The sequence below is a fragment of the Chryseobacterium sp. Leaf394 genome, assembly GCF_001424105.1.
Classification (GTDB): Bacteria; Bacteroidota; Bacteroidia; order Flavobacteriales; family Weeksellaceae; genus Chryseobacterium.
On sequence record NZ_LMQH01000011.1, the window covers coordinates 1,128,653 to 1,141,377 of the forward strand.

Here is a 12,725-nt window from a genome sequence, read left to right on the forward strand (position 1 = left end):
TAAATTTTAAATCTTGAATCTTGAATCTTGAATCTTCAATCACTCCACCGCAACAGAATCATCACCACGGCCATCGGCAACAGCATGAATATTTCCGTTTTCATCCACCAAAATCATTTCCGTTCTGCCAAGTTGATCCCATCTTTCAGATTTGTAGCCTAAATTTTCAAGGTTTTTGATAGTGAATTCTGGAAAATTCTTTTCGAACGCAACCCATTCAGGCAACCACTGATGATGGAATTTTGGAGAATTAACGGCAAGATTGGCATTTAATTTAAAATCAATTACATTCACCACAGATTGAAAAACGGATGTTGGAATCGTCGTTCCACCCGGAGTTCCCACAACCATAAAAGGTTTTCCGTTTTTCATCACAATCGTTGGAGTCATTGAAGAAAGCATTCTTTTTCCTGGCTGAATTTCGTTGGCTTTGCCTCCTATGGCACCAAACATATTGGGAACGCCGGGCTTCACGGAAAAATCATCCATTTCATTATTCAGAAAAAATCCTGCACCTGAAACGACAACTTTGCTGCCGTAAAGACCATTTAACGTCGTTGTCACAGCCGCTGCATTTCCATCCTTGTCGATTACCGAAATATGGGTAGTTTCCGTAGATTCTTTAGGTTGCTGAATGATTTTCCCAACCTCTGAACTCGGTGTGGCTTTGCTGAAACTGAAAGATTTCCATCTGCTTTTTAAATATTCATCAGAAATTAAGTACGAAGTTTTATCATTGATGAAATCAGGATCACCCATATATTCTGCTCTGTCGGCAAAAGCTCTTCTTTCTGCTTCCACCATGATTTGCACTGCTTCAGTCGAATTTTGCTGATAGTTCTGTAGGTTTTCAAAAGAAGACATTTTCAGCATCTGTGCCAAAAGAATTCCTCCGCTTGAAGGTAGAGGCATAGAAAAAATGTCATTTTCTTTATATTTAAAATTCAAAGCCTTTCTTTCTGCAACTTTATAATTTTTGAGATCGTTTAAAGTAATGATGCCGTTGCCGTTTTTCATTTCTTTTACAATTAAATCGGCAGTTTTACCTTCGTAAAAACCTTTCATTCCGTTTTTCTGAATAAGTCTTAAAGTTTCTGCCAATTCTTTCTGTATCAGAATATCACCTTGCTTCCAGTCTGAATTTTTTACGAAAGCAATTTTGTTTTTGTTGTGCTCTGCAAAAAACTTCCTGCTGTAATTCAGTAAATCCGCTTCCTGACTGGTGATGGCAAAACCTTTTTCAGCAATATCGATGGCAGGCTGAATAAGCTTGTCCATCGGAAGTTTACAGTATTTCAGTGTTGCAAAAAATCCGGCAACGCTTCCGGGAATTCCAACTGCCAATCTTCCGTTTTGAGACAGATCGGTATCAGCATTTCCTTTACTGTCGAGATACATATCTTTGAACGCCTTTGCAGGAGCGATTTCACGGTAATCCAAACTGAAACTCTCACCATTATTTTTCACACCTACCAAAAAGCCTCCGCCACCGATGTTTCCCGCCTGTGGATAGACTACGGCGAGGGCGTACTGAGTTGCAACAACGGCATCATAGGCATTTCCGCCCATTCTCAGAATTTTTGCGCCTGCTTCACTTGCCAGAGGATGTGCACTTACCACAACACCTTTTTTAGAAACCTTCACTTCTTTTACGATCTTTATATCGGTGTATTGCGCTGATAGAGAACATGCTGCAAAGAGTAAAATACAGATAATATTTTTCATCGTTAAAATTTACAGTCTAAATTACACTTTTTGTTTCACGATAGACTTTAAAATTTTATTTTTGCTTTCAGTCAACCAATAAAAATTAGAAATGGAGTCTTTCACGGAAAAAATACTGATAACAGGAGCTTTAGGACAAATAGGAACAGAACTTACCAACCGTCTTGTAGAGATACATGGTGCTGAAAATGTGGTGGCTTCGGGTCTCGACAGGTATCAAAAAGGGCTTACATCTGCAGGTTATTACGAAAGAATGGATGTTACCAATACGCAGTTGGTAAGACAGGTAATCAAAGATTATGAGATCACCACTGTTTATCATTTGGCTTCTTTATTGTCCGGGACATCAGAGAAACAGCCTGTTTTCGCATGGAAACTGAATCTTGAACCTCTGCTGCATTTTTGTGAAATGGCGAAGGAAGGTTTGCTTAAAAAGATTTTCTGGCCAAGCTCCATTGCTGTTTTTGGAAAAGGAATTCCTAAAGAAAACGTCGGGCAGGATGTTGTTTTAAATCCTACCACTGTTTACGGAATTTCTAAAATGGCAGGTGAAAAATGGTGTGAATATTATTTTGACAAACATGGAGTTGATGTAAGAAGCATCCGCTATCCAGGTTTAATCTCGTGGAAAACTCCTGCAGGTGGTGGTACAACCGATTATGCTGTTGAAATTTTTTATGAAGCTTTGGAAGAGGGAAAATACACAAGTTTCATTTCTGAAAACACAGGAATGCCGATGCTGTATATGGACGATGCAATTGATGCGACATTGAAGTTAATGGATGCTCCAAAGGAAAGTTTAACAGTCCGGTCATCATATAATTTGGGTGGAATGTCATTTACTCCGAAAGAACTTTCTGATGAAATTAAAAAAGAAATACCTGGATTCGAAGTAGATTACAAACCGGATTTCAGACAGGCAATTGCAGATTCATGGCCCGCATCTATCGATGATTCTGTAGCAAAAAAAGATTGGGGACTGTCTTACAATTTCGGAATCTCTGAAATGACAAAAGATATGATCAAGAATCTGAAAGTTAAATTAAATAAATAATCTGACTTAAAGCTTTTATGTAATATTTAAATTTAAACATCTGTATAAAAGCAGTTTATATATTTTATCTAAAATTAAATTGAATGATTCTCCTGACTTTTAATATTGTAAATTCTGATGCTGAGACCAAAAGTTCAGCAGGAATTTCAATGGTTGAAAGGTTGAAAATTACAGAAGAAAATACAAAATCGATTTTACACATTTTAGATGTACATGATATTAAAGCCAGTTTTTTTATTGAAATTTCCATCGTGGAAAAACTGCAGACACTTATAAAAGCAATTTCTGCTCAGGGGCATGAAATTGCTTTTTATAATGAAAATTCCGCGCTTGCAAAAATCGATAATGTAAAAAAGCAAACCGAAGAATTGCTTTCCAAGCAGATTCGTGGAATCCGTCAGAAGGAAGTGAAATATTCTTTAGAAGAATTGAAATCGCTGGAATTTAATTACGTTTCAAATATCGACAATGCCAATATTCTCTTTCCTTTCAAAAGATTAAAAAGAGATACCGAAATACTTGAAGATAACGGTGTGAGCGTTGTTCCGGAAAGTATTTCTCCCTACAGTCAGCTTCCATACAATGATTTTGTATTCCAGGTTTTGCCGATGCAGTATTATCAGAATATGGTTTTTGAAACACTGAAAAGTGAGGAGTATGTTTTGATTTACGTCAATTCATGGCAATTTACCGATTTCAGAAAGTACGGCCTGAAAATGCCATTTTACCGCCGTTACAATTCAGGCAAAAAAATGGAGGACAAACTTGTTGCCCTCCTTACTTTCATCAACGGAAAAGAACTTGCGACTTCCCGGATGAAAGATTATATTTTTTAAATGCAGGATACGTGTTTCTAAATATATACATCATGTACTGCCGCATCGATTTCAAATCTCAAATTTCAAATCTCAAATTTCAAATCTCAAATCTCAAATCTCAAATCAGTTTACGACAATTCAAAAAGCGTAATCTCCGGCAAAACGCCAACCCGTCCCGGATACGCCAGGACGCCGAAACCGCGGTTTACATAAAGCAATTTTCCTTCACTCTCATACAGATCAGCCCATTTAGGATATTTGTATTGTACAGGCGACCATTTTACATTTTTTAAATCCAAACCAAACTGCATACCGTGGGTGTGACCGGAAAGTGTCAGATGAACATTTCCTGGATGTTTTTTCACAATAGCATCAAAGTGTGAAGGGTCATGGCTCATTAAAATCTTTGGAGCAGATTCAGGGATGCCTTTCAGAGCCTTGTCTAAATCTCCGTATTGTGGAAATGGCTTCAGACCCCAGTTTTCTATTCCTAAAATGTAAAGCTTTTCACCATTTCTTTCAATGACACGGTTTTCGTTTCTCAAATTCTCAAAACCGGCTTGCCTTTCATATTCAATAAGTGTGTTCAGATTGTCAATTTTGGCTTGCGGAGATTTCCAGGTAACGTAATCACCGTAGTCGTGGTTTCCTAGTGTTGCCAGTTTACCGTCTTTAGATTTAATTTTTGAAAATAGTGGAATGAAAGGCTTGAATTCCTCAGCAACATTATTCACCATATCACCTGTAAAAAGAACAAGATCAGGCCTTTGCTCATTAATCAAATCAATTGCATGCTGCAGTTTTTCCGGATTTTGGAAACTGCCGCTGTGCACATCCGAAATCTGAATGATTTTGTAGCCTTTGAAACTTTTTCCCAGTCCCGGAATTTTAATTTTTACTTTTCTTACTCTGTGCCTGAACTTTCCAAAAGTAATTCCGTCAATAAACAGTGCGGAAAATGCTCCGCCAAGTCCCAAACCGACCAGACTTAAAAATTTTCTTCTTTCAGGAAAGAAATGATTGCCGGGTTTTGTGAAATTGAAAAAGTAAGTTCCTGTACGGAAGATATCATCCACTAATAAAAATAAAACGACAAAAATTTTTGGCAGTATAAAAATCAAAAACAGCGAAACAGTGAGATGAAGTCGGGTAGGGTCTTTGTCTGCACGGGAAATGTTGGTAAGCTCGTAAGCAAACAGTCCGTAAACCGATAATGTGATGGTCCAATATGCAATTTTGATCCAGAAATTATCGGTCAGTGTTCTCACTGCCTGATAGATATAGACTTCCAATAACAGGAAAATTGCGGTGATGATTAAAAAATTCTTCTGCATAACATTTAAAAAAGCACAAAAGAGAATTCCTTTGTGCTTTGTATTTTTAATTTAAAATAAATTTTAAGGGAATCTGTAAACAATAGCGTTGATGTTCATCCCGGCACCTACCGACGTCATCACTACATTGTCTTTTGCTTTAAACGAATGACCCTCCATTTTTCCTTTAATTATTAAATCAAACATAGTAGGAATCGTTGCTACAGATGAATTTCCAAACTCCTGAATGGTCATCGGTGAAATAGCATGATCATAATCTTTGATATCATAAAGCTTGTGAAGTCTTTCTATCATAGCATAATCCATCTTAGCATTCGCCTGATGAATTAAAATTTTACTGATATTTTCAATTGAAAGTCCGGCATCATCAATAGTTTCCTTGATGGCAACAGGAACGTTTTTCAGGGCGTATTCGTAAATTTTCCGGCCCTGCATTCTCACGTATAGTCTGTTTTGATCTGAATCTTTATTTAACGAAGATCCGTTGGCAAGATAATTCAATTCCGGACCGTTGTCACAGATAGTGTTGTGAGCAATAATACCTACATTTTCTTCTTCAGTAGCAGTAACTACAACTGCTCCGGCACCGTCTGCGAAAATCATTCTGTTTCTGTCGTAAGGATCAGTTACTCTGCTTAAAGTTTCGCTCCCTACCACCAAAATATTTTTTGCAGTTCCTGCTTTGATAAAATGGTCAGCTAAAATCATGGCCTCAACCCAACCCGGGCAGCCAAACATCATGTCGTAAGTGATGCATTTTCTGTTTTTAATGCCCAGAAGATTTTTCACTCTGGCAGCCATATTCGGCATGAAATCAGCGTATCCTTTGACGCTTACTTCACCGAAATTACTGGCATAAATTATATAATCTAAGGTTTCGGGATCAATTTTGGCGTCTTCGATCGCGTTTTTTGCTGCTTCGTAGCCAATTTTTGAGTTGCTTTGGTCATCTTCTATAAACCTTCGGTTTTCAATCTCTGTAATTTCTACAAATTTTGAAATAGTTTCTTCTGCGGGTTTGTCGATTTTCAAGCCGTCTTCTGCGTAGAATTCAGAATCTAAAAAAAAATCTCTTCCAACAATTCTGCCGGGAAGATAAGATCCTGAGCCGATAATGATCGTATTAGGCATTATTTTATATAATTTTTTTAAGGATGCAAAGTTAATAATTAATATTAATAAGAAAGAATTAAAATTATTATTAAATTTGCAAAAATTGTACTTTATACATTATGAAAAACAATCCTTCACTAAAAGGTCTTTTGATAGCATTGGTGGCGTTTGCAGGAGCCTTTGGGATTTATTTCTTTTTTCTTGCCAAGAAAAACTATTACGTGGTAGACAACCCTACACCGAAAACTTTTTACTATAAGATAAACAATGGCAGTGAAGGCGTAATCTCTGCAGGACAAACCGTTAATATTGATCTTAGCAAGGGTGAAAATAGCATAAAAGTTTTTGATCAGAATAAAAAAATCATTTACGATTCTGCATTTAAAGTAAATAAGGAAAGAGGGCTTATTAACCTTGCTCATCAGGATTATTATATCAATGAGCAATATTATGGGTACAACCTAAAGAAAGATTCCTTACTTTTGGCACTTGATAAGACTGTGATCGACGGAAAGGCATATTATGGCGGAGCAAAACATTTTAATAAACTTTATACGGAAGATTTTTATTATAATGTGGATGAAGAATATGACAGGCTGATCAAAAACATTCAAAAGATAGAATCCCGTACAAAGATTTTCAGAAAGCAGGATTATCTCAATTATTATAACGAATATTACAAGTTTTGACAAAAGATATCAACAATGTGACGCCTTACAACTCTGAGGCAACGAAAAAAAGCCAGGTGGAGGATATGTTTGACAATATTGCTCCGAAATATGATTTGCTGAACCACGTTTTATCAATGAAAATTGATGTTTTATGGAGAAATACATTGGTCAGCTGGATGAAGAAAGATGCGCCTCAGGAAGTACTTGATGTGGCTACCGGAACAGGCGATCTTGCTATTGCTGTTGAAAAAGGAACACAGGCAAAAGTAGTTGGTTTGGATTTATCGCAACAAATGTTAAATGTTGGCGTTATTAAAATAAAAAAACTTAAATTAGACGGCAAAATTTCCATGCAGAAAGGTGATGCTGAGAACCTTCCTTTTGAAGACAACAGGTTCGATTCAGTGTCTGTAGCATTTGGAGTTAGAAATTTTGAAAACCTTACAAAAGGTTTGTCTGAGCTGAGAAGAGTAGTGAAGGAAAATAAAAGTATTTACATACTTGAGTTTTCTAAAGTAGAAGGTTTTTTAGGACCGTTTTATATGTTTTATTTTAAAAACATTTTGCCGGCAATCGGCAGATTGGTTTCTAAAGACAACAGAGCCTACACCTACCTTCCGGATTCTGTGAATGCTTTCCCGTTTGGTGAAAAGATGAAGCAGATCCTTTTAGATACAGGATTTAAAAAAGTTGAATATAAAAAACTAAGTTTAGGTATAGCCACAATTTATAAAGCAACAAAGTAACCTATGAATAAATTTTTATTAAAAGCACTGGTTTTTGCCTCCGTAAATATCGCAGTTTTTGCAGATGCACAATTCAGAACCCGTAACAGGATGGATAAGTTGGAAAGTTTTGATCAGCAGAAAGTCAGCTGGGGATTCTATCTTAATGGTAATATGATGGACTACCATATCAACCTTAATCCGAGATACGGTATGGATGGAAACAGAAACCTAGTAACATCAAAACCGAGTTACAGCTTTGGAGCAGGGCTTATCGGAAAACTCAGAATCAATGATAATCTTGATTTGAGAATGGAACCGGGGTTACAGTTTGGTCAGAGAGAAGTTGTTTTCAACACGCAGTCTAATGATCAGTATCAGAACGGTACTTTGACGAATCCTCCATTTGCACCTCTAGGTCTGGCGGAGAAAGATACGCACAGACAGATTAAATCTACTTTAGTTGACGTTCCTGTATTGCTTGAACTTCACGGTGACAGATGGTACAACTCAAGACCGTACATTGCTGCCGGTGTAAACTATATCGTAAATCTTCAGTCTAATTCAGATTCTACAGAAGATAACCTTCAGCAGGTTTTCAGATCTACAACGCACAATTTTGCCTGGTCGGCAGAATTTGGAGTACAGTTTTACTTCAATAAGTTTAAACTTACGCCAGCAGTGAGAGGTACATTCTTCATGAACAACGAAATGGTGGCAGATAATGCATCTACACCTCCTTACTGGTCTGCGGCAGTTTCTACGCTTCAGACAAGAGCAGTAATGTTTGTTCTTAAATTTGAATGATTTAATTAAATGATAATAAAGGAGATACAGAAATGTGTCTCCTTTTTTCGTTTTAAACCTAAATATCATGGTTTTTATTTTTGTCCGTACCATTATTTTCCTATTTTTGTGAGAAGTTAGAATATCAACCTGAAATGCTTCAAGAATTAGAAACTCAATTTTCGGAACTGGAAAGAAAGATTCAGAATCTTCATAAAAGTTATCAGAATCTTTCAGAAAATTTTTCAGATTTAAACAGGGAGCATACCGAGTTGAAGAAGAAATATGATGAGGAAAGGAAAAAAAATCAGGTCTTAGCAGAAGAACAGAAAAATATAAAATTGTATTCAGCAATATCAGGAAATCCTGAACACAACAGACTCATGAAAAACCACATCAACAGATTGGTAAAAGAAGTAGACTTTTGTATTGCACAGCTTCAAAACAGTGGATTGTAATGGATGTAAGAAGAATAACCATCAACATTGCCGGTAGAATATATCCGCTGAATGTACCCGCAGCAGAAGAAGAAACACTTCGGAAAGTGGGGAAGCAGATCGAAAATATGATTAAAGATTTTGAACAGAATTTTGACGTGAGAGATAAACAGGATGCGTTAGCCATGTGTGCCTTAAAACTGGGTACCAACGCAGAAATGATTTCTCTTGCCAACGAAAAAAATATAAAATCTGCCAGCGAAAGATTAGCCAATATTAATCAGATGCTGGGAGAAACAGGGAAATAGATTTTTTTTCCCCGAACAGAACTGCCTACAATAATTCTAACACATTAAGGTAAACTCAACGCTAAACAATTAACGTTCGAATGTCTTTTCAATGGCGTGCTGCTTTACGCAGATTACAGAGAGAAGAAATCAGATCAAATCGTGTAGATCAGGAGTTTACTCTAAATCTCTGAATTGTTGTGGGCTTTTTTTATGTATTTAAAAGACAATTAAACTCAATATATATATGACAACAACCGCTATTATAATAAGCGTTATTTGCCTGATAGTCGGTGCAGTGGCAGGAATGTTATTTTCCAAAAGCTCACTTAATACCAAAGCAAAATTCATCATCGATGATGCCCAAAAGAATGCAGATAATCTTCTTGAAAAAGCCAGTTTACAGGCAGAGTCGATTAAAAAAGATAAACATCTTCAGGCAAAAGAAAAGTTTTTAGAACTTAAATCTCAGCATGATGCAGACATTCAGTCCCGAGAAAAGAAAATGCAGGAAGCTGAAAAACGCACCAAAGACAAAGAAAACAAACTCAACGACGAGCTCAGCAAAACAGGAAAATTAGAAAAAGATCTTGACAGACAGATTGCTGATTATGCCAAAAAGAACGAAATCATTGAAAGAAAGCAGCAAGAACTTGATTCTGCTACTGCCAAAAAGGTAGAAATGCTTGAAAAAATTGCCAACTACACGGCAGACGAAGCGAAAGCTGAATTGGTGGAAACATTGAAAGCAGAGGCCAAAACCAGAGCTCAAGCACATGTTCAGAGCATCATGGAAGAAGCTCAGCTGAATGCTAAAAGTGAAGCGAGAAAAATCGTGATCCAGACCATTCAGAGAATTGGGACGGAGCAGGCTATTGAAAATTCAGTGTCTGTTTTTAACATCGAATCTGATGAAGTAAAAGGTAGAATTATCGGTAGAGAAGGTAGAAACATCCGTGCTCTGGAAGCAATGACCGGTGTAGAAATTATCGTTGATGATACGCCGGAAGCTATCCTTCTTTCATGTTTTGATCCTGTAAGAAGAGAGATCGCAAGACTATCACTTCACAGATTGGTAACAGACGGAAGAATTCACCCTGCGAGAATTGAAGAAGTGGTGGAAAAAACCAGAAAAATGATCGAAGAAGAGATTATTGAAGTAGGTAAAAGAACCATTATTGATTTAGGAATCCACGGATTACATCCCGAATTGGTTAAAATCGTCGGTAGAATGAAATACCGTTCGTCTTACGGACAAAACCTTCTTCAGCACTCAAGAGAGGTGGCGAATATCGCTGCAACTATGGCTGCAGAATTAGGTTTAAATGTAAAAATGGCGAAAAGAGCCGGACTTCTTCATGATATCGGGAAAGTTCCTGAGCAGGAATCTGAACTTCCTCACGCACTTTTAGGAATGCAGTGGGCTGAAAAATACGGTGAAAATGCAGAGGTAGTAAACGCTATCGGAGCTCACCACGACGAAGTGGAAATGACTTCACTGTTGTCACCAATCATTCAGGTTGCGGATGCTATTTCAGGAGCAAGACCTGGAGCAAGACGTCAGGTTCTGGAATCTTACATCCAAAGACTGAAAGATCTTGAAGCTGCAGCATTAAGTTTTGAAGGTGTTTCTTCAGCTTATGCAATTCAGGCAGGTAGAGAACTGAGAGTAATGGTAGAAAGCGGAAGAGTGAATGACGAACAGTCTGCACAGCTTTCTTACGACATCTCAGAGAAAATTCAGAATGAACTTACGTATCCGGGACAGGTAAGAGTGACCGTAATCAGAGAAACAAGAGCTGTAAACATCGCAAGATAATTTTCAGTTTTAAAATATTAGAAACCCTTTCAAGAAATTGAAAGGGTTTTGTTTTATATCGGTGAATGGGAAAATTATTTGAAGAAGTAAGACTTATCTTTAATGTAATTTTTACTCAGCGAAATGCTCTCAAAAATATCTTTATCACTCGAATCCTGCTCCAGAAACCAATGTTTTAAGCCAGCCTTTTCCTTTGCCTCAAAAATTTTTTTAAAATCAATGGTTCCGTTACCAACTTCTGTAAAATATTTTGAGACAGCTTTCATATCCTTCACATGCCACAGCGGAAATCTTTCAGGGTACTTTTCAAAATAAACCAAAGGATCGAGGCCGGCTTTTGAAATCCAGTATAAATCCAGCTCCATTTTAACTAGATCTGAGGATGTGTTTTCTAAAATAAAATCATAGAAATTTCTCTGTTCGTCCATTTTCAGAAATTCAAAATCGTGATTGTGGTAAGCCAGCTGAATTCCTTTCTGTTTTGAAATTCTGCCTGCATTTTCTAGAACTTCAGGCAGTTTACGGTAATTTTCAAGACTTCTTTCAGCTTCCGGAAGGTAGGAGCAAACTGCATATTTCGCTCCGATAAAATTTAAATCTTCTAAAGTCTTCTGCCAGTTCTTCAGCAGTGTTCCGTCTCCGTCGTCAGTAATTCCGGTGCGGTGATGCGAACTGATCACTTTTAAGCCATGATTTTTTAAGATCTGACTGAATTCTTTCGCTGTTCTTCCGAAGAAAGTCCCGTTGTAACCATAGATTTCAAATTCAGTAAATCCCAGTTCCGCCAACCGCTCAAAGGTTTTCTCCAAATCTTTTGAAATGGAATGACGTACGGTGTACAGTTGAATGGCCAACATTTTTGAAGTATAATTTGGTTTTGAAATTCCACATGAAATTCCGAGAAATCCTAGTGTGGTCAAAGCTAAAAAATCTTTACGGTTCATACAATTTAAAGGAAAGGTTTCATCTCATCTTCAATCTGCGTTCTGAGTTCCATCAGGCGTTTTGCATATTTTTCCTGCTGTTTTTCTTCATCGGTTTCCGGAATCCATCTGGGAACGGGAAGTTTTTTTCCGTTTTCATCCACGGCTACAAACACGATGATGCAATGAGTTTTCTTATCAAATGTAGGCTGTTTCAGATTTCTTGAAAAAACATTGATCGATATATGCATACTCGAAGATCCGGTGTAAATCACCTGAGCTTCGACCTTTACAATTTCACCGATTTTAATAGGTTCATAAAAACGGATTCCGCCGACGTAGACGGTTACAGAATAATTTCCGCTCCACGTTGTTGCACAGGCGTATCCGGCCTGATCGATCCACTTCATCACACTTCCTCCATGTACATTTCCGCCGTAATTAACGTCAGATGGTTCAGAAATAAACTGAAAAGTCACTGGTTTGTTTTCCATTTATCATAAATTTTTACTAAAGGTATTTAATAATTCTTAAAACGGCATATTAAATCCTATTTTTGCAGATTGAAAACTGAAGGGGTTTTCATTTAACCATTAGAAATGTAAAACTCTCAATGAAAAAAGTATTCTATCTTAATACATGTGACACTTGCAGAAAAATTATAGGACAGTTTAATCTTAAAGAATGGGAACTCAGAGAAATCAAAAAAGAGCCCATCACAAAGGAAGAAATAGAAGCGATGTATGAACATACAAAGTCTTACGAAGCTCTGTTCAGCAAAAAATCTACTCAAATCAAACTGAGAGAGATAGATTTAAAAACTTTGACTGAAGATGATTATAAAGAATTACTTCTTGATCATTACACCTTTTTGAAACGTCCGGTTTTCCTTACAGATAAAGAAATTTTTGTAGGCAGCGAAAAAGCAACGGTACAAAGCGTGAAAGATTATTTCAGAGCAGATTAATCTATCTAAAGAGATCTTTTGATATAACCCAACCTCATAGGTTTTCAAAACCTATGAGGTTTTTTT

At 37.0% G+C, this 12,725-nt stretch carries 14 protein-coding genes; 9 read left to right on the plus strand and 5 right to left on the minus strand.

All coding sequences use genetic code 11. From position 1 onward, the window contains the following. Positions 1-39 precede the first annotated feature (39 nt). Positions 40-1,725: a gamma-glutamyltransferase gene (gene ggt, locus ASG21_RS09625; RefSeq protein WP_056078916.1), complete on the minus strand. Its 1,686-nt coding sequence runs from the start codon at positions 1,723-1,725 to the stop codon at positions 40-42. A 91-nt stretch (positions 1,726-1,816) separates the two neighbouring features. Here ggt and ASG21_RS09630 point away from each other — a divergent pair, with 91 nt between their 5' ends. Next, positions 1,817-2,779 (plus strand): NAD-dependent epimerase/dehydratase family protein, encoded by a 963-nt coding sequence (locus ASG21_RS09630; protein ID WP_056078918.1) that lies wholly within the window; start codon positions 1,817-1,819, stop codon positions 2,777-2,779. A gap of 83 nt (positions 2,780-2,862) precedes the next feature. Beyond that, a complete protein-coding gene (locus tag ASG21_RS09635) occupies positions 2,863-3,615 on the plus strand; it encodes a polysaccharide deacetylase family protein (RefSeq protein WP_056078921.1) in 753 nt (250 codons plus the stop codon). Between the two features lie 110 nt (positions 3,616-3,725). Here ASG21_RS09635 and ASG21_RS09640 read toward each other — a convergent pair whose 3' ends face one another. Together ASG21_RS09640 and ASG21_RS09645 are read right to left on the minus strand one after the other, a co-directional pair. Further along, positions 3,726-4,931: a metallophosphoesterase gene (locus tag ASG21_RS09640; RefSeq protein WP_056078924.1), complete on the minus strand. Its 1,206-nt coding sequence runs from the start codon at positions 4,929-4,931 to the stop codon at positions 3,726-3,728. Between the two features lie 63 nt (positions 4,932-4,994). Beyond that, on the minus strand, positions 4,995-6,062 hold the full coding sequence (locus tag ASG21_RS09645; protein WP_056078928.1) for a ketoacyl-ACP synthase III: 1,068 nt from the start codon (positions 6,060-6,062) through the stop codon (positions 4,995-4,997). Between the two features lie 101 nt (positions 6,063-6,163). Here ASG21_RS09645 and ASG21_RS09650 point away from each other — a divergent pair, with 101 nt between their 5' ends. From ASG21_RS09650 to rny, 6 genes are all read left to right on the plus strand, one after another. Further along, a complete protein-coding gene (locus ASG21_RS09650; protein ID WP_056078931.1) occupies positions 6,164-6,733 on the plus strand; it encodes a hypothetical protein in 570 nt (189 codons plus the stop codon). Continuing rightward, positions 6,730-7,461, plus strand: coding sequence for a bifunctional demethylmenaquinone methyltransferase/2-methoxy-6-polyprenyl-1,4-benzoquinol methylase UbiE (ubiE, locus tag ASG21_RS09655; RefSeq protein WP_056078934.1), 732 nt, complete (start codon positions 6,730-6,732; stop codon positions 7,459-7,461). The genes ASG21_RS09650 and ubiE overlap by 4 nt, the downstream gene beginning before the upstream one ends. A gap of 3 nt (positions 7,462-7,464) precedes the next feature. After that, positions 7,465-8,247 (plus strand): porin family protein, encoded by a 783-nt coding sequence (locus ASG21_RS09660; protein WP_056078937.1) that lies wholly within the window; start codon positions 7,465-7,467, stop codon positions 8,245-8,247. A 134-nt stretch (positions 8,248-8,381) separates the two neighbouring features. Continuing rightward, positions 8,382-8,684 (plus strand): hypothetical protein, encoded by a 303-nt coding sequence (locus tag ASG21_RS09665; RefSeq protein ID WP_056078939.1) that lies wholly within the window; start codon positions 8,382-8,384, stop codon positions 8,682-8,684. Next, positions 8,684-8,971, plus strand: coding sequence for a cell division protein ZapA (locus tag ASG21_RS09670; RefSeq protein WP_056078942.1), 288 nt, complete (start codon positions 8,684-8,686; stop codon positions 8,969-8,971). Before ASG21_RS09665 ends, ASG21_RS09670 begins: the two co-directional genes overlap by 1 nt. 226 nt (positions 8,972-9,197) lie before the next feature. Then, the gene (gene rny, locus ASG21_RS09675; RefSeq protein ID WP_056078945.1) at positions 9,198-10,769 is read left to right on the plus strand and encodes a ribonuclease Y; all 1,572 of its coding nucleotides are present in this window, start codon (positions 9,198-9,200) and stop codon (positions 10,767-10,769) included. A 74-nt stretch (positions 10,770-10,843) separates the two neighbouring features. Here rny and ASG21_RS09680 read toward each other — a convergent pair whose 3' ends face one another. After that, positions 10,844-11,713, minus strand: a complete 870-nt coding sequence (locus ASG21_RS09680) for a sugar phosphate isomerase/epimerase (RefSeq protein WP_056078948.1) — start codon at positions 11,711-11,713, stop codon at positions 10,844-10,846. A 5-nt stretch (positions 11,714-11,718) separates the two neighbouring features. Next, positions 11,719-12,186 (minus strand): acyl-CoA thioesterase, encoded by a 468-nt coding sequence (locus ASG21_RS09685; protein WP_056078951.1) that lies wholly within the window; start codon positions 12,184-12,186, stop codon positions 11,719-11,721. Between the two features lie 119 nt (positions 12,187-12,305). On the opposite strand from ASG21_RS09685, the gene ASG21_RS09690 reads away from it, so the two are divergent. Beyond that, positions 12,306-12,659: an ArsC/Spx/MgsR family protein gene (locus ASG21_RS09690; protein WP_056030611.1), complete on the plus strand. Its 354-nt coding sequence runs from the start codon at positions 12,306-12,308 to the stop codon at positions 12,657-12,659. Positions 12,660-12,725 lie beyond the last annotated feature (66 nt).